The sequence below is a fragment of the Ligilactobacillus sp. LYQ139 genome (assembly GCF_045033025.1).
Classification (GTDB): Bacteria; Bacillota; Bacilli; order Lactobacillales; family Lactobacillaceae; genus Ligilactobacillus.
The window spans coordinates 14,072-30,361 of record NZ_JBJFZW010000002.1 but is presented as its reverse complement, the minus strand read 5'-3'; the positions used below and the strand labels follow the sequence as shown (position 1 = coordinate 30,361).

Here is a 16,290-nt window from a genome sequence, read left to right as displayed (position 1 = left end):
TATAATCAGGGGGAATTTGAACGATTGGAACGACGAAAATGAAACGAAACCTAACACGGAAGAACCATATTATTTGGCGGCGACTGATCACCGGGGTGGTTGTATTGATCATTGCGGTTTGTTTAACCGGGATTGGATTACTTATTAAAGCGCAGTTCCCGTATTTTCAGGCGCGGCATGAGGCCACCCGGATGGCGGAAAAGTACGCTCACGTTGATAAGGTGAGTCATTTTTACTGGTATAACCGGGATCAGACGTATTTTACCGTTGCTGGCCAGAACAATAAGGGACAGAACGTGTACGTTATTATCCCGAAGAATGGGGCAAGCGTGAACGTTTATTCCCAGTATGCGGGAATTTCGGCCAAGCAAGCTGTGCAGGTTGCCCGTAATAATGACAACGTGCGGAAAGTTCAAGCAACAACGTTGGGGATGCATGCGGGCAAACCGGCGTGGGAAGTGGCCTACCTTAACCAGCAAAGCGAACAATGTTATGTCTTGTTAAGCTTTAAGACGGGAAAGATTATTCAACAAAACAAGGGCCTTTAGCTACTGACAAGGCGGCTGGACTACGTTATAATTTAAAGAACAAGTAAAATGATTGCGGTTAAAAAACCGGCAACCAGCGAATGGAGGAATTTACGTGCAAACAATTAGTATTATTGATGCCAAGGACCACGTTGATGAACAGGTTCGAATTGGGGCATGGCTAACTAATAAGCGGTCGAGCGGAAAGATTGCCTTCCTGCAACTGCGGGATGGTTCAGCATACTTTCAGGGGGTTGTGCTGAAGAATAACGTTTCACCTGAAGTGTTTGCACTAGCAAAAAGCTTAAAGCAGGAAACAAGTCTGTACGTGACGGGGACGGTTCATGCTGATGAGCGGTCTCACTTTGGTTACGAAATTGCGGTGGATGATATTGAGGTTATTGGTGAAAGTGAGGACTACCCGATTACTCCTAAAGACCACGGGACTGACTTTTTGATGGATCATCGTCACCTGTGGTTGCGGTCTCAGAAACAGTTTGCCATCATGAAAATTCGGAATGAGATTATCCGGGCAACGTACGAGTTCTTCAACAAGGAAGGCTTTATAAAGTTGGATTCACCAATCCTAACAGGGAGTGCGCCGGAAGGGACGACTGATTTATTCCACACGGAATACTTTGGGCGTGATGCCTACTTGTCCCAGTCCGGCCAGTTGTACGCTGAAGCGGGAGCAATGGCCTACGGTAAGGTTTTCACCTTTGGTCCTGTTTTCCGGGCAGAAAAATCTAAGACCCGGCGGCATTTAATTGAATTTTGGATGGTTGAACCAGAGATGGCATTCATGCACCAGGAAGAAAGCCTGGAGTTACAGGAACGTTACATTGCTTTTCTGGTCCAGAGCGTGCTTAACCATTGTGACTACCCGTTAACCATTCTTGGGCGGGATAAGGACGTTTTGCAGCGGTATACGGAATTACCGTATCCGCGGGTGACTTACGATGATGCAATTAAGTTATTGCAAGAATCCGGCCAGTTTGATGGTCTAGAGTGGGGGGTGGACTTTGGTTCACCAGAAGAAACCTACCTGGCAGAGCACTTTAATAAGCCGGTCTTTGTGTTGAATTACCCGAAGACCATTAAGCCGTTTTACATGAAGCCGCATCCGACCCGGGATGACGTGGTTATTTGTGCGGACTTACTGGCGCCGGAAGGTTATGGTGAAATTATTGGCGGGTCCGAACGGGCAACGGATGTTCATTACTTGGAAGACCAGATTAAGCAGGCGGGGTTGAACATGGATGATTATCAGTGGTACCTTGACTTGCGGCGGTATGGAAGTGTCCCGCATTCTGGATTTGGGCTCGGGTTAGAGCGGATGATTACGTGGATTACCGGTGAAAGTCATATTCGGGAATCAATTCCGTTCCCGCGGATGCTCAACCGGATTTACCCGTAAACTGAATTAAGAACGTGATTAATTGGAATGAGGGAGGTTGCGACAGCGGTCACGACCTCCCCGTTCCGTTCAGGAGGCGTGAGATGACGCAAAACTTTGTCAAATACATGCAGGCTGGGACGATGAGTGTTTCCAACCTCCTTTTGCGACACTACCATAAGGTGGGGTTAACGGAAGAGGAGTTGGTTTTGATTTTACAATTATTAAGTTATCACCAGGAGGGCGATGATTTTCCGTCGATTGATGCGATTGCAACGATTATGGGCAAGCCGGCTTCTCAGGTATACGAACTGATGCACCAACTTCTTCAAAAAAAGCTTCTTCGGGTTGACGAAGCTCCGGCGGCGGATGGACGTAGTCAGCAGCGATACGACATGGCGCCCTTGTACGCAAAGTTAGGTGTGTTGCTTACTCATCAGGAACAAGCCGCGCAAAAAACTGCTCACACTCAAACCAAGGCGGATTTATTTGCAATGATTGAAAAGGAATTTGGCCGCCCCCTTTCACCGATTGAAGGGGAAATGATTGATGGGTGGTTGACAAACGACCACTACTCACCAGCAATGGTGGAGCTTGCGCTTAAAGAGGCGGTCTTAAGTCAGGTATATAACCTGAAATACATTGACCGTATTTTGATTGCATGGGAAAAACGCAACCTAACAACGCCGGCTGCCGTTGAGCGGGAGCGTGCTGAACGGCGGGCCCATCAAGCGGCAAAGAAGCCGGCAAAGAAGCAGGGTAAGCGTGCCAAACCAGCAATTCCCATGTACCATTGGACGAATCAAAAGTAGCGGGGTGATGAAATGCAGCACATACGGCGACACTGGGGATTACGCTTAATAAGCGGGTTACTAGCGGTTGGGCTAATTGTGACGAGTAGCACGGGGATTCAGGCAACTACCACTAAGCAGGCGCATGCAATCCGCCACACCCTTAAGCAGAACCATGCGCAGGCGATTGTAATTGTTAATGGTCACGGGCAAGCTCCCAAAATTATTCAAACCACAACGGGCCGGAATGCGGCCACGGCTGATCGTCTTTTCCCGATTGCCTCCTTACAGAAGGTGATGACGGGGGTGTCTTTGGCGCAGCTTATCCGGCAAAATAAATTGACCCTTAATGACCGGTTAAGCCGTTATTATCCCCATGTTCGGTACGCCCATCAAATTACGGTGCAGCAATTAATCACCCATAGTTCTGGGATTCGCGACTGCTTACCCGCTCCGGCAGCGGTGTTACCGACTCAGAACCAGCAGTTGGCGTTTACCCTCCGGAATTTACGCTCTACCGGGCACCATTACTGGCACTATTCAAATGCCGAGTATGGGTTGCTTTCGGGTATCATAAGTCAGGTCAGTAAAACGTCATACCAGCAGTATTTGACGCGAAATGTTTTGGAACGAGCGGGGCTATCTTCTAGCCAGTTTGCGTTTTACAACCACGTACACCGGGTTACGACGGTCCCTATTTCGACAACGGGACTAAACAGGTTTGACCAGGTGGCAAACTTTAATCGGTTACAACGAACTATGGCGGGCGCCCCGGGAGCGGGTGAGTTGTACTGTACTCCCCAGGGTTACTGGCAGTTTATCCAGGCATTAACGCATAACAAGTTGGTGCCACTAAAGATGATTACTAAGAAAGTTGCCATCAAGGGTGGACCGTGGTATTTCGATGGGGTGTACAATCATCCTGGTTTGATTCACGCGGACGGTGCGAATAACGGGTATGACTGTACATTTTATTGCGACTATCGTCACCATAAGACGCTTATGCTTTTTACCACCAACATGTCTTTTGTCCATATGGAAACCTTAGGATACAAACTGTTTAGGATTTACTTTGGGTATAATTATGAGTAATGCGGGGGAATAAGGATGAAACGGTACGAAACCACAGCTGAGCAGGACTATGAGCGGGAGCATGCGGCGGTGATTCGTCAGGCAGCTCCTGAAAGTATGGTGTTGTTAGAGCACGATGGGACGCTTCCAGTTAAGTTTATGAAGAAGATTGCCCTGTATGGTGCGGGGATTCGTCATCCCGTTAAGGGCGGGGTTGGTTCGGGCGACGTAAACGTCCGGCATTTTCTGAATGTTGAGGAGGCATGCGAGCAGGCGGGATTAGCGGTTCTGACGAAAAAATGGTTGGATCGGTACGACCGTGTTTACCGGAAACGCCAGGCAGCCTTCCGAACGGAAAAACAAGCAGCGTTAAAGAAAGCTCCGCACGATTTAGGAGTGATGTTGCGGTTAATGCCTACCCCGCAAGATTATGATATTCCACTGGATTGTCCGGAAGAAGCGGACTTAACCGTATATGTTTTAACCCGGAACTCGGGGGAGGCAAACGACCGCCAAAACATTGCGGGGGATATCCAACTGACCGCGGAAGAAGTACGGGACATTATTACACTGAGTGGGCAGAGCCGCCGGTTTGTGTTGGTATTAAACGTTGGGGGGCTCGTTGATTTAACCCCGATTCAAGGCTACGTGCATACAATTCTGCTTGCTAGTCAGCTAGGAATGGCGACGGGAACAGCGTTGGTGGACGTTCTTTTGGGAAAGAGTTATCCGTCTGGGAAACTTACAATGACGTGGGCACCGTTAGAAAACTATCCGGTTAAGCATTTTGGTGCACTGGATAATACGGATTATACCGAAGGAATCAACGTTGGGTACCGGTACTTTGCGGCTCATCCGGAAGAAGCGGCCTACCAGTTTGGCTATGGGAAAAGTTACACTGACTTTGAAATTAACGCTCGGGTAACGGATGTTGCTCCTGCTGGAATCACCGTTGAGGCAACTGTCAAAAATATTGGTATTTATCCCGGAAAAGAGGTTATTCAGGCATACGTCACTAAGCCGGAAACGGAGTATAAGATGGCCGCCGAAGACCTGGTTGGGTTCATGAAGACCCCGGAGCTAGCGCCAGGAGAAGTGACCGTTGTGACACTGTTTCTTCCAATTGAACGGTTTGCAATGTACGATAGTGCCCGCGCAGCTAAGGTGCTGGTGAACGGCCCGTACGTTTTAGCCGTGGGTAGTTCGGCGGCAGCCAACCCGGTTGCCCGAATTTACTTAGATCGAATGGTGATTCTCGAGCAGTTACATCCTATTAGTACGCACCAAAGAACCGTTACCGACCAGACATTCGAGTATGATATGCGCCACACGGACCTTTGGCTTCCCAAGTACTACCTGCGGGCTGAAGATTTTAGGACTAAGGCGGTTACACCGGTTAATCCCCTCCAAGAGCTTCCTGCAGCGCCCCAGTCGTTTTGGGAGGACGTAGTGGTGGGGAACCACTCCCTTGATGATTTTATTGCGGGATTGTCACCAGACCAACTATGTCAATTAGCAGTGGGTAATTATGGTGATTCAGTAACCGGGACGGATTTTGTAGGAAACGCAGCGACAATGGTTGCGGGGGCTGCTGGGCAAACGACCCGTCAGCTTCGCGGCAGTGGGGTGCCGTCGCTTGTGATGGCGGACGGTCCGGCCGGATTACGGCTCAGCACGGTGTATACGCTTGATAGTAACGGAAACGCCCAGGCGCTGACCCCATCGTTTGGCGGTGATTATCGGCGTCACCCGGTTATCCGGGGAAAGCGGTATTACCAGTGGACAACGGCTTTACCGGTTGGAACGGCGGTAGCGCAAACGTGGAACCCGGCAATTGCGCGGAAGTACGGCGATATTGTTGGGGATGAAATGACCCGCCTTGGGGTGCACTTATGGCTCGCGCCCGCCCTTAATATTCAACGGTCACCGCTTGATGGTCGTAATTTCGAGTATTACTCGGAGGATCCGTTATTAAGTGGATTAGTTGCGGCCGGGATTACTGCGGGAGTGCAGGATCATCCAGGATGTGGGGTAACCCTCAAGCACTTCGTGGCAAATAACCAGGAAACTAACCGGATGTATTCGAGTAGCAATATGAGTGAGCGGACTCTCCGGGAAATTTATTTACGTGGCTTTGAGGTTGCCATTAAAGCGGGGAAACCCGTAGCGGTAATGACGGCCTATAATCTTGTTAACGGCCAGCACGTGGCCGCATCATCTAAGCTAGTAACCACCGTTTTACGGGATGAATGGAACTTTGATGGCATGGTGATGACCGATTGGTTTAGCACGCTGAGTGATGGGCAAACCCATCAATACCCGACTACTAACGCTGCGGCGTGTGTGGCCGCCGGAACGAATGTCATTATGCCTGGGACACCGGATGACTACGATAGTATCGCGGGTGCACTGGCGGGCGGAACGCTGCCACTTGCTCGGCTCCAGGAAAACGCGCGGATGGTTTTAGGAATATTATTGCGGTTGCAGGCACACTAATAAGCAAGTAAGTGAAAGACAACCAAAGATAATAATGGGAGGATGTGACTTATGTCACATCCTCCGTGTTGTTTTTGAATACAAAATAACCGGACTGATTGGAAAACCGTAACCCCTTCGAATTAACGTTTTGTGCTTCGTGCGGCTAGCTGGCTCCACCGCGCTCGTTTTTTGAGAACACGTCTTAGGATTAAAGGGAACTATCCTTAATATCAGTCAAAAAACGGATAATTAGTTCAATTTGATCCGGGGAATACGTTGCCTGAATGTGGTTTGCTAACTGTTGGTAAAGCTCTTCACGCATCGTATTATGTAGCATAGCAAGCTGCTTTCCGGATGCTGTTAACTGGTAGTAAATATTCTTTTGGTTATCAGGATGTTTGGTACTCGTAATTAGCGCAAGTTGTTTGAGTGTGCGGGCTGCGCGGGTGACGGCTCCGCGGGTCACTCCTAACTCAGTTGCAATGGTACTCCCCGGCATTTCCCCGTGGTGGAGCAGGGCATCCAATAAATGGTAGGCCACGACCGAAATTTGGGGAATAAGTTCTTTAAGGGAATCGTCCGTCACGTGGGCTTGCATCCATTTTTTAGCGGCAGATTGCGCGCTATGCGGAGTATGCCGGAGTTGTGCAATTAGTAGCGATAATCGTTCAATTTGAGTTGTCATGGTTAAAATTTCCGGGCGAGCTGAATTGCCTGTTCCTTTGCTGCCGTGATGATTGCTTCCCGCTTGGTTGGATCTTGGTCAGCCCCTTCGACAAAGATGCTCTGGAAATCCTTTACGCCAAAGAGCGTGAAAATTCCCCGCAGGTACGCATCTCCAAAGTCCAGTTTAGTCATCATGGAATTTGCTTTTGGACCGTGATATACACTACCGGCCGCTTGAATATGAATTACTTTGCGGTCCCCAATCAAGCCAACAGGGCCGTGGGCTGTGTACTTAAATGTTTTATGGGGGACGGCCATTACATCAATGTATTGCTTTAATTCAGCAGGTAAAAAGAGATTGTACATTGGGTTGATAAAAACGTACTTATCAGCAGCCATAAATTCGTTGAGCCACTTGTTATGGCGGGTAAGAAGGGCGGTTTCTTTTGCGGTTAACTCCTGACCAGCCTTTTCGTGTTTCCAAGCGCTCATTGTGGTGTCGTTAAGCGCGGGAACGGTGCTGTCATATAGGTCACGAACGACAATTTTATCATCTGGATGACTTTCTTGGTAGGCCGTAACAAAGGCATTTCCGATGCTAAGTGAAAGGCTTGGTTCAACGTGTGGGTGAGCCTTAACAACAAGTAACTTAGTCATATTGAACTCCTCCAATTAATTATTTATGTTGAAGAAAGCATACAATTATTTTTGTTGCTTGTCAACAAAAATAAAATGTTCCGCTACAAGATTGAATCCTTTTGCGGTAGAAATGGTTTGGTAACTAAAAAACGCTTCAGTGAATTCAATCCCTGAAGCGGTGAGGTTACTTATATGATGAGATTTCAATTAGGTTGTCATCCGGATCCCGAAGATAGATAGAATGCATTTGCCCCTCAGATCCTTGTTTGGTAACCGGTTCACTATCAATTTTAACGTAGTAGCTTTTGAGGTGGCGAAGAACATCTTCCAGGTCATCGCGGGTAACGATGCACAGATCAGCACTGCCAACGGTTGGGTGGGCAGCTTTGCGGGCATTCCGGTCGGCTCGTTGCAAGCGAATGAGTTGGTGTCCACAGCGTAGTGTAGTTACCCCTGTGGTACTTTGTTGCTGGATGACCGGCATGTCAAAGACTTCGTGGTAAAACCGGGTGGCCTGGGCAACATCGCTTACCGTAAGGACAATATGGTCAATACGACTAATTTTCATAGAAAAACCTTCCTTTAGTGATGATTATTTGTAGGAGTGAGGAGTTGTTCATACGCAATGCGGTTGGGGTCAGTGGGGTCGTTAATAATCTTGATCATTCCGCACTGGATAAATCCCGCGTTAATTGCCGTTTTTTGCATTGGGAGGTTAAGCCGGTGCGTATCGATCCGGACACTTTGGTATCCATCTTGCTTAGCTTGGGCTAGCAAAAGGGTTAAAAAGGGAGTTGCCATTCCCTGTCTCCGGATACTTTGGGCAAGGGCAACCCGGTGAATGGTACAGTAGTTAGTATTTGAGGTGAGCCACTGTCCATTAATATGAAGGTAATTTGGATCAGGGCCACCGACTAAGGCAGCGTATCCAATTACCGTTTGGTCCTTTTCAAGGACGTACGCAACGTGCTGTTTAATGTCGGTAGTAATGGTCGCATCATTCGGGTAACCGTTTTGCCATTGGGGACTACCAGTCTGCTTTAAGGCGGTAATTGCCCCGGTAAGAATTGCCATAATTGCTGATTGGTCGCTAGGTATTGCGTGCCGCAGATGCATAGGAATTCCTCCCTCATAAGTTGTTCTTGTATATTGTACACGGCAAGAATTCTTTTTCGCAAGCGCCGTTGCCGTTCTGCTTAAGAATCCGTATAATTTAGGGGAGATTAAATGAACGGAGTTAAGAATTATGCTGTACGTTATGATGGATTTAGTAGGAATCATTATTGCTGGCTTACTAAGCCAACCATTAAAACACGTGTTAACTACCACCCAAACAGGCGCGATGCTGGATGCGGCAACATTGTGTGTGGGCATTATTGGGGTTCAGGGAGCCATTACGACCAAACAGCCGTTGTTGATGCTGGTAAGTTTAGTTTTGGGAACATTAGTGGGTTACTGGTTAGATATTGACGGTAGGTTTACGGGAGTTGGTCATGTATTGGAGCGCCGGTTACATGCGATGAACGAGGATTTTGTAACCGGGTTTGTCGCTGCTTTGATGATTGAATGTATCGGTTCGATGGCGATTATTGGGCCACTAAATGAAGCGTTGAGTCACAACCCCAGTATCTTGCTAATGAAAATTGTTTTGGACGTGCTGTCGTCGTTAATTTACGGGGCAGCGTTTGGTCCGGGCGTGCTTTTTGCGGGACCGTTTGTGTTTGCTTATGAGGCGATAATTTACTGGGCAGCGGCAGCGTTGCACCCGTTTCTAACCACGGCGGTAATCACGGAAATTGGGGCGGTCGGTTCGGTACTACTTGTGGCGTTGGCCATTGATGTGCTAAAGATCCGGCAGCTTAAGGTGGCGAACATGTTGCCGGCACTGTTAGGGCCACTTCTTTATGGCTTATTTCTTGGGTTGAAGTAGCAAGAGGGGTTTACTGCCGGTTTTTCTACGGGAGCGCGCTATACTAAGAACGAAAACTAAGTAAGGAAGTGCAGCATGGTGGAACCATTAGATTATTCACGGTTAATTATGGCGTTGGAAATGATTAAGGGTGTGGGGCCAAAGACTGCCCGACAAATTTTGGCCCGGATTCCAGCAGCCCGGCTTGCTCAGGCAGGTTGGATTCCGGGATGCCGGGTTGCAGCAGTCCGCAAGCAGTACCTGGCGGGAAAACTTGACCCGCAGCAATGGTTAGATATTCAGCAGGATGCTGCTGACCTGCTTACCAAGACGGTTGAGAATGGCGCGCAGGTGATTAATTACCAGGAAGATGCATACCCGCAAAATATGCGGCGATTGGTGAACTTTCCACTTCTTTTGTACGTAAAGGGCGACATAGCAGTTCTTAACACGCCCAGTGTAGGGTTTATTGGGACACGGCGCCCAACGGATCTGGGTGTAAAGATGAGCCGGCGGATGGCGCAGAAGTTTGCAACGGATGGATACACGGTGGTAAGTGGGCTTTCAATCGGAACGAATACCGCTGCTCACCGTGGCGCTTTGGATGTACCTGACGGGAAAACCGTTGCAATCTTAGGGGAGAGTCTAGAACAACCGGTTTACCCACCAGAAAATGAGCCGCTGGCGGATGAAATTACTGCTCGGGGAGGGGCATTGGTGTCGTCCTTCCGTTACGGCACGGCTGCGCGCCGGCAGTTTCTTGCGGCCCGTGATGAGTGGGAAAGTGGGATGAGCGATGGGTTAGTCGTGGTGGAAACCGATCAGAACGGGAAGACTGAGATGGCCTTACAACACGCATTTAAGCAGCACCGACCAGTTGCCATGTTGGATCATAGTCAGTGCCCGCAGATTGACGATGTCACCAAGATTCCTGAAGCTCTTGGTAATCAAGAATTTATTAAGGTCGATCGAGCCATGCCGCTATGGCAGGAAGATAGTCTGGAGGTCTTTGAGCGGCGGATGGCGAATGCCCGGCGCCGGCGGTTAGCAGAACGACCGGCAACGCCGCAAAGCCGCCAAATGCATCTATTTTAGAATGAAATCATGGAAATTTACTTTGCAGCTTCGATTCGCGGTGGGCGGGAGAACCGCCAACTCTACGAACAACCCATTACGGCTTTGAACCAGTAGCACCACGTCTTAACCGAACACATTGGTAAACCCAATTTAACGGCGAACGGTGAAGGTAAACCAAGTGATCAACGAATCCGGGATCGCGATATTGCGTGGTTAACGGTAATGTGGTGATCGAAGTAACGTCCCCTAGTCCTGGGAGTGGGGATGAGTCTTTTTCAAAAAATATAAAAACATACGTCTTAATTATGGTGTTTGTAGCGATTAGTATGCTTATATTTTTATCATTAAATTCGCCGTTAGAAATTGATTTTAATCGAAGGGTACTTATTCCTCATAATTCTCTTAACTTGAATATAGGAGGAGTAGGTGATTCTACGAAAAACACAATTGAAATAAGTTTTGATGACGTCTTAGCCATCAATGTTTCCGGGTTAAGTACTAATTTTATAAACTATAAATGTGCTGTTCTTACAGTAAAAACCAAGGAAATCCATGATTGTAGTATGAGCGATATTACCAAGGGTGCCAACGCCCTTACAGTAAGTTTGTATTACCTAACTCATAAAAGTCGTAAGGAGTTGCGTTCAGCAATCAATAGGTTACAGGTAGAATTAGGTTTAGAGTGAGTTGGCTGTTCTCTTTACTTAGATAATAAATATCAGGGTGAAGGAGATAGGGGTTTGAAGAGAAATAGGTGGCTTATTGTTTTTGTGTGCATGTTAATGTTTTTTACACCAACCGTTGCATTGGCACGAGGCTTTCACGGAGGTGGCCATGTCGGCGGAGGTCGTTTTGGTGGCGGACATACAACGCATACGTTTCATGATGATGAAGGAACGGGCGGGCATGCCTTTCATGACGATGATGAGGACGGGACGCACACGCATTTAGATGATGACGAAACGGGTGATGAGCCGCAATCGTTTGGATCAAGAGTAAAGGATACTCTTAATTATTTGATTCCGCGAACGTGGCATGGTCACCGTTCTTCTTACTATCATGTAGATAGTGTTACATACTATGATAACCAGGAAACGGCGTTGGACCAGTTGATGGACTGGATGGAAGATCTTTGCATTGTTTACTTTGTGTTTGCTGTGGTATGGGCCTTTATTCCGGAGAGATGTAGGTTAAAGATAGCGGTGAAACGGATGAAAAACAAGGTTAGCGATTCAATTAGCAGGCATAATAGACAGCACGGTGACAACATTCGGTAAATAACTCTTAATCGTCTGTTGATATTCAAAATTCCAATATTAATGGAGGTTAATAACGATGACTGAAGAAAAACGAAAATTAAAGAACCAACGTAGTGTTTTTAAGAACGGTTCACCATTATCTAAAAAGCTATTCGTTAGTCTTGTAATTGGGTTTATTTTGACCGGGTTAGTTGGTTCGTTTTGGTGTGCGCGGTATGTCTTAACTGGTGCTGGTCCTTGGATATTGGTTTTTACGTTAGGAGGAGCATATGTAATTTATATTATTCCGGAAATTTTAATGGGGATTACGCTAATAAAGAGAAGCAAAATATTGATGATTGCTTCCATAATCGTTAATATTATTTATTTGTTTACTTTTAATGGCCTTTTTCACCGCCCATTTGTTTATGATGACGAGGGTGGAATTCAGTATCATTATGCTTTTACTTGGCGGTTTGTTTCATTAAGTTGTTTGATTATTAGTACTGCGTTAGGAATCGTTTTATTGATCTTAATTAATCGCGCGAAGTGGTCACGGGAAAAGAATAGGGCTGCTTTATGGGTAATTGTAATTATTAGTTGCGGATTAATTGGAAGTATTGGAATAATAACTATAACCCAACAGCGGTCAACATTAGTAATGATGAAAAAAGAATACACTAAGAATCGAAAATCATATGAAAATGAGCAGTTGTCAGAATTGAGTTCCGATGTATCGGGGATTAAAACAGCAAAGTTTGCAGTCATTCCAACTTCAAAAATCACCTTGAACGAAACAGATGTATGTGGGGATGCGCAAAATATTCAAGATAATGTTGTTTTAATTGGAATTAACGGTAAATCAATTTCAAGTTATGATTATGATTATCTAACTGACGAAGCAAGTGAAAACGAACCATTTGGTAAACGGCAAGAATTGGCTGCCAAATATAATTTAACAATGCGACAGCACGAAAAAAAGGATCATCAAGCAGGAAAACACATTAAAAAGACGGAAATTTATTGGACAGAAAAGCAAATTGATAAGTATCAAAAAATTGGAAATTAAAATAGCGGCTATTTTTGGGAAAATCAGGGATTATTGGGATAATTTGAACTTTGCCGTTAATTTTTGGGGTGAGGCGAGGGATACGGACACTGTTACTCGTGATCTTAAAAGTGCTAGCAATAGGCCGCGTAATGTGGTTGTTATGCCGTGTAAGGATAATATCTTAGTCGGTTTGTTACAAAATATTTTGAGGAATAGTTAATTATGGAACAAAAAACACCAAAACAAGTAACTGCACCGTTATTTCTCCTGACGGGTTATGGAATTTCTTTGCTTGGCGATATTATCTATTCTTACGGATTGAATTGGTTTTTGGTCCAGTTAACCGGAAATACAGGACTGCTGGGGCTGGTTAATGGGGTAAGTTCGCTTGTTTTAATCGTTTCTAATATTATTGCGGGGCCGATTGCTGATTCAAAGAACCGAAAGGCCATTATGATGATAGCTGATCTTCTTAGTGCAGTTGTATGCATACTAAGCGGGTTGTTGTTTAGTAATCCAATCGAACATACCGCTTTGTTAATTCTGGTTAGCTCGGTTTTGAACGTTTCTTTGTCCTTTAATTCACCCGCTGCAAAAGCGATCGTTCCGGAAGTTCTTTTTCACGATAAAATTGAAGCTTTTAATTCTATTCAAAATACATTGTCAAGCTTAATAAAAATTGGTGGTCCATTACTCGGTGCGGTCCTTGCAAATCATAGTAATAACTTTAAAGAATTTCTTTTTATAAACGGGATAACCTTTTTGGTATCTAGTGGGTTAACGTTATTTGTTAGGTACAGGGTAACCATTCATCCTGATAAAGAAGCAACAATTATCGCTGATCTCTTAAAAGGTTTACGGTACGTTAAACAAGAAATAACGCTATTCAGTTTAATTGTGCTGGTAATGCTGATTAACTTCTTTATGGAAGGTTTTATGTTATTGCTGCCGTACATTGTTAAAACTGTTTTGAACAGGGGAAGTAGTCAGTATAGTTTTATCTTAAGCTTAACTGCCGTAGGGGGAGTTATTGGCGGAATAATTTTATCTGCTAGTAAAAAGAATGGTAAAAAAGAAATAAAATTTAAAACGGACATCATTATTTTAGGCATTGCATTCTTTATAGTCGGTTTTTTGAAAAATTACCCGGCGTTAATAGCGTTGGCGTTTATTAACGGTTACATTGAAACGCAGTTTAACGCTAAAGCATTTACGTTGATTCAGTTGAGTGCTAAAAAAGAATTTTTGGGCCGTGTTTTTTCAGTTCTGTTTGTTGCGTGTTCCCTTTTAACACCCATCGCAGATTTTATTTTTGGAAAAACAATTCCTTATTTGAATTGGGGATGTATGCAGGTTATTGCACTGGGTATAATCGGATCGGTTATTATTTCGTCCATTAGAAAGGAAACGAGATGATCAATTATATTGCTTGAATGTAAAGCATACTGCTTAAAATAAGCATGTATTCCCTCAGTAATAGAGTTTGATAAGAATTTTTTATACGATACTATTGCTAAAGTTTAATAGGAGTATTGCGAAATCTTGCTAATTTTTTCCACTATAGGCTGTATTGTCATCTTCTTAATACGGTGACGTTAATATAAAAAACAGGGATGATACAATATCACCAATATTAATCATAATTATTGAGTTTATTTATCATTTGAGTGAATTCGACCGGATGGGTTAGCGTGAGTTCCCCGTGGTAATAGTTAGTTAGAGGGATGATTTTAGCGTTACGGAAATTCTTCAAAAGGTAATGGCTTGATTTAATAATTATTTTTTTCTCACTTGTTCCATATACAATAAATGTTTTTCCGTTAAAGTCAATGGGGATGAGTTTTCTAGCGTCAAACGTTGTATTTGCCGTTAACGTATTAATCAGTGTTTGTTTGGAAATGCTTTTAACTTCTTGGTCATAGGATGAATATTCATTTGATGGTAAATGAAGGGCAGCTGCTTGTAACCGGTTGAATTGCGTGAATCGTGTCAAGGAGTAGCTTAAACTAGTAAGTGGTTTAATTACTTTATGAATTGATTGAGGAAAAGCAGCACAACTTTCCAATAATAGGTTAGTGCATATGGTGGGATAAGATGAAATTAGGTTTAATGCAATTTGAGCGCCAATGCTTAATCCCGCTAATGTTTGAATGTGACCTTGGAATTTAGCGGTAATTAATTCATGTAGTTGTTGGCTTGCATCCGTCATTGTTGTAAAGTTGGGGAGAACTTCGGGAATAATTATATAGAAATTTTTTGAAATTAATGGAATTATTTGCTGATAAGCCCATGCACCCAATCCAGCACCTGGGAGTAAGCATAAGACGGGCTTTTTTGAGTTACCATAGGCTTGGTATGTGATCATGCTGGGGGATTCCTTTCAATTAATATTAATGGTTATGTTGGTATGCCTTCCGATATCCTTCTATATAATCAATAATTTCGTGCAGTTTGCCATTGAAAAGTTGATTAATCCACCTCAAAAGTTTTAGTGGAACAAATTTAAACTTGTTAAAACTATCTGATAGTCCTTTCTTATACCCTAAATCGAAGTCGTTTGTTTCGTCTCTTGTAACGTTGTCGTATTTGTAAGTATCTTCATGCCGACGTTGATTAGAATCGTAGGATGAATAAGCATTATCGTAATCACCGCTCTCATAATGCTTTTTTACATAATCGTGCAGATTGATTTTCATTGTAATTCCTCCTTAAAAACTATTCATTAATCAGCTTATTCAAAAAGTGTTTCCTATCGTTCAAGGTAGTTTTTTTAATTGACCCCAATTGGGTAAATTTTATTCTTGATACTCCAACTTGTTTTAAGGTCATTTTAAGTACGTGATTAACTCCGTTTATTTTTAAATATGTAACCGGTGAATTTGAGGTCGTAATTATTTGAGCTTTCTTGATGTTTTTTAAGTTTCCATTGACGCCCATTGAAGAATCTTCATATGCAAAATGTTTGCTGAGCACTTTGTCAAAAAAGCCTTTTAAAATTGCAGGAATACTATTCCACCAAATAGGAGTAACAATAATTAGATCTGTTGTTTGTTTTAAAAGTTTTTGATATTTAATTACTAATTCATCCATAACGGTACCAGAATTATATTGCGACAATTCTTCTTTAGAGGTAGTTGGGTTAAATCCATCTCGATATAAATCAATAACTTGTAGTTCAGGATTATGATTTTTAATTATATTGAAAATTTCATGGCAAAAGCTTTTATCGTATGGATGTGCTAATATCAACGTTTTCATTTTAATCTTCCTTTGCTAGGGATTAGTTTTGATTAACGTTGTAGATTATAACATTTTGATTATTAAGTGTCACAGAATTATATGAAAACACAATTAATATCTATTTAAATGTAAAAATTATGGTAGACAATTAGTTTGTTTATAAGTATTATGTTGATAAACAAACTAAAGCTGCCATGGGGGAGTTAT

Annotated in this window: 18 protein-coding genes; 11 read left to right on the top strand and 7 right to left on the bottom strand. The window is 44.1% G+C overall.

Features of this window, described 5'->3' with window-relative positions:
* Window positions 1–38: 38 nt before the first annotated feature.
* The 5 genes from ACI3E1_RS02355 to ACI3E1_RS02335 all read left to right on the top strand — a co-directional run bounded on the left by ACI3E1_RS02355 (window position 39) and on the right by ACI3E1_RS02335 (window position 6,281).
* A complete protein-coding gene (locus tag ACI3E1_RS02355; protein WP_405024083.1) occupies window positions 39–548 on the top strand; it encodes a DUF5590 domain-containing protein in 510 nt (169 codons plus the stop codon).
* A 94-nt stretch (window positions 549–642) separates the two neighbouring features.
* On the top strand, window positions 643–1,944 hold the full coding sequence (gene asnS, locus ACI3E1_RS02350; RefSeq protein WP_405024082.1) for an asparagine--tRNA ligase: 1,302 nt from the start codon (window positions 643–645) through the stop codon (window positions 1,942–1,944).
* An 83-nt stretch (window positions 1,945–2,027) separates the two neighbouring features.
* Window positions 2,028–2,735, top strand: coding sequence for a DnaD domain protein (locus ACI3E1_RS02345; protein ID WP_405024081.1), 708 nt, complete (start codon window positions 2,028–2,030; stop codon window positions 2,733–2,735).
* 12 nt (window positions 2,736–2,747) lie between these two features.
* Window positions 2,748–3,806 carry a serine hydrolase domain-containing protein gene (locus tag ACI3E1_RS02340; RefSeq protein WP_405024080.1) on the top strand — a complete coding sequence of 353 codons (1,059 nt, stop codon included), beginning with the start codon at window positions 2,748–2,750 and terminating at the stop codon, window positions 3,804–3,806.
* Window positions 3,807–3,821: 15 nt separating this feature from the next.
* Window positions 3,822–6,281 carry a glycoside hydrolase family 3 protein gene (locus tag ACI3E1_RS02335; protein WP_405024079.1) on the top strand — a complete coding sequence of 820 codons (2,460 nt, stop codon included), beginning with the start codon at window positions 3,822–3,824 and terminating at the stop codon, window positions 6,279–6,281.
* A gap of 190 nt (window positions 6,282–6,471) precedes the next feature.
* On the opposite strand, the gene ACI3E1_RS02330 is transcribed toward ACI3E1_RS02335, so the two are convergent.
* From ACI3E1_RS02330 to ACI3E1_RS02315, 4 genes are all read right to left on the bottom strand, one after another.
* Window positions 6,472–6,948, bottom strand: coding sequence for a MarR family winged helix-turn-helix transcriptional regulator (locus tag ACI3E1_RS02330; protein ID WP_405024078.1), 477 nt, complete (start codon window positions 6,946–6,948; stop codon window positions 6,472–6,474).
* Between the two features lie 2 nt (window positions 6,949–6,950).
* A complete protein-coding gene (locus ACI3E1_RS02325; RefSeq protein WP_405024077.1) occupies window positions 6,951–7,586 on the bottom strand; it encodes an FMN-dependent NADH-azoreductase in 636 nt (211 codons plus the stop codon).
* A 166-nt stretch (window positions 7,587–7,752) separates the two neighbouring features.
* Window positions 7,753–8,136 (bottom strand): VOC family protein, encoded by a 384-nt coding sequence (locus ACI3E1_RS02320; RefSeq protein WP_405024076.1) that lies wholly within the window; start codon window positions 8,134–8,136, stop codon window positions 7,753–7,755.
* A 14-nt stretch (window positions 8,137–8,150) separates the two neighbouring features.
* The gene (locus ACI3E1_RS02315) at window positions 8,151–8,684 is read right to left on the bottom strand and encodes a GNAT family N-acetyltransferase (protein WP_405024075.1); all 534 of its coding nucleotides are present in this window, start codon (window positions 8,682–8,684) and stop codon (window positions 8,151–8,153) included.
* A gap of 130 nt (window positions 8,685–8,814) precedes the next feature.
* Between ACI3E1_RS02315 and ACI3E1_RS02310 the strand changes: the two genes are divergently transcribed.
* The 6 genes from ACI3E1_RS02310 to ACI3E1_RS02285 all read left to right on the top strand — a co-directional run bounded on the left by ACI3E1_RS02310 (window position 8,815) and on the right by ACI3E1_RS02285 (window position 14,259).
* Window positions 8,815–9,498: a DUF554 domain-containing protein gene (locus ACI3E1_RS02310; RefSeq protein ID WP_405024074.1), complete on the top strand. Its 684-nt coding sequence runs from the start codon at window positions 8,815–8,817 to the stop codon at window positions 9,496–9,498.
* A 75-nt stretch (window positions 9,499–9,573) separates the two neighbouring features.
* Entirely contained in the window at window positions 9,574–10,572 is a 999-nt protein-coding gene (locus tag ACI3E1_RS02305) for a DNA-processing protein DprA (protein WP_405024073.1), read from the top strand.
* Between the two features lie 191 nt (window positions 10,573–10,763).
* The gene (locus ACI3E1_RS02300) at window positions 10,764–11,240 is read left to right on the top strand and encodes a hypothetical protein (RefSeq protein ID WP_405024072.1); all 477 of its coding nucleotides are present in this window, start codon (window positions 10,764–10,766) and stop codon (window positions 11,238–11,240) included.
* A gap of 54 nt (window positions 11,241–11,294) precedes the next feature.
* A complete protein-coding gene (locus ACI3E1_RS02295) occupies window positions 11,295–11,831 on the top strand; it encodes a hypothetical protein (protein WP_405024071.1) in 537 nt (178 codons plus the stop codon).
* A 58-nt stretch (window positions 11,832–11,889) separates the two neighbouring features.
* Window positions 11,890–12,861: a hypothetical protein gene (locus ACI3E1_RS02290; RefSeq protein ID WP_405024070.1), complete on the top strand. Its 972-nt coding sequence runs from the start codon at window positions 11,890–11,892 to the stop codon at window positions 12,859–12,861.
* A 204-nt stretch (window positions 12,862–13,065) separates the two neighbouring features.
* Window positions 13,066–14,259 (top strand): MFS transporter, encoded by a 1,194-nt coding sequence (locus tag ACI3E1_RS02285; protein WP_405024069.1) that lies wholly within the window; start codon window positions 13,066–13,068, stop codon window positions 14,257–14,259.
* A 217-nt stretch (window positions 14,260–14,476) separates the two neighbouring features.
* Here ACI3E1_RS02285 and ACI3E1_RS02280 read toward each other — a convergent pair whose 3' ends face one another.
* From ACI3E1_RS02280 to ACI3E1_RS02270, 3 genes are read right to left on the bottom strand one after another with little or no spacing between them, the layout of a single operon-like run.
* Window positions 14,477–15,208 (bottom strand): alpha/beta fold hydrolase, encoded by a 732-nt coding sequence (locus ACI3E1_RS02280; RefSeq protein ID WP_405024068.1) that lies wholly within the window; start codon window positions 15,206–15,208, stop codon window positions 14,477–14,479.
* 25 nt (window positions 15,209–15,233) lie between these two features.
* A complete protein-coding gene (locus ACI3E1_RS02275) occupies window positions 15,234–15,539 on the bottom strand; it encodes a hypothetical protein (protein WP_405024067.1) in 306 nt (101 codons plus the stop codon).
* Window positions 15,540–15,558: 19 nt separating this feature from the next.
* Window positions 15,559–16,101 (bottom strand): NAD(P)H-dependent oxidoreductase, encoded by a 543-nt coding sequence (locus ACI3E1_RS02270; RefSeq protein ID WP_405024066.1) that lies wholly within the window; start codon window positions 16,099–16,101, stop codon window positions 15,559–15,561.
* Window positions 16,102–16,290: the final 189 nt, after the last annotated feature.

What these genes read in the sequence shown, in the direction of transcription:
- ACI3E1_RS02310 (WP_405024074.1), top strand. Translation starts at nt 8,815, where the DNA reads ATGCTGTACGTTATGATGGATTTAGTAGGAATCATTATTGCTGGCTTA.
- ACI3E1_RS02285 (WP_405024069.1), top strand. Translation starts at nt 13,066, where the DNA reads ATGGAACAAAAAACACCAAAACAAGTAACTGCACCGTTATTTCTCCTG.
- ACI3E1_RS02355 (WP_405024083.1), top strand. Translation starts at nt 39, where the DNA reads ATGAAACGAAACCTAACACGGAAGAACCATATTATTTGGCGGCGACTG.
- ACI3E1_RS02330 (WP_405024078.1), bottom strand. Translation starts at nt 6,948, where the DNA reads ATGACAACTCAAATTGAACGATTATCGCTACTAATTGCACAACTCCGG.
- ACI3E1_RS02320 (WP_405024076.1), bottom strand. Translation starts at nt 8,136, where the DNA reads ATGAAAATTAGTCGTATTGACCATATTGTCCTTACGGTAAGCGATGTT.
- ACI3E1_RS02305 (WP_405024073.1), top strand. Translation starts at nt 9,574, where the DNA reads ATGGTGGAACCATTAGATTATTCACGGTTAATTATGGCGTTGGAAATG.
- ACI3E1_RS02345 (WP_405024081.1), top strand. Translation starts at nt 2,028, where the DNA reads ATGACGCAAAACTTTGTCAAATACATGCAGGCTGGGACGATGAGTGTT.
- ACI3E1_RS02280 (WP_405024068.1), bottom strand. Translation starts at nt 15,208, where the DNA reads ATGATCACATACCAAGCCTATGGTAACTCAAAAAAGCCCGTCTTATGC.
- ACI3E1_RS02275 (WP_405024067.1), bottom strand. Translation starts at nt 15,539, where the DNA reads ATGAAAATCAATCTGCACGATTATGTAAAAAAGCATTATGAGAGCGGT.
- ACI3E1_RS02290 (WP_405024070.1), top strand. Translation starts at nt 11,890, where the DNA reads ATGACTGAAGAAAAACGAAAATTAAAGAACCAACGTAGTGTTTTTAAG.
- ACI3E1_RS02315 (WP_405024075.1), bottom strand. Translation starts at nt 8,684, where the DNA reads ATGCATCTGCGGCACGCAATACCTAGCGACCAATCAGCAATTATGGCA.
- ACI3E1_RS02335 (WP_405024079.1), top strand. Translation starts at nt 3,822, where the DNA reads ATGAAACGGTACGAAACCACAGCTGAGCAGGACTATGAGCGGGAGCAT.
- ACI3E1_RS02325 (WP_405024077.1), bottom strand. Translation starts at nt 7,586, where the DNA reads ATGACTAAGTTACTTGTTGTTAAGGCTCACCCACACGTTGAACCAAGC.
- ACI3E1_RS02270 (WP_405024066.1), bottom strand. Translation starts at nt 16,101, where the DNA reads ATGAAAACGTTGATATTAGCACATCCATACGATAAAAGCTTTTGCCAT.
- ACI3E1_RS02340 (WP_405024080.1), top strand. Translation starts at nt 2,748, where the DNA reads ATGCAGCACATACGGCGACACTGGGGATTACGCTTAATAAGCGGGTTA.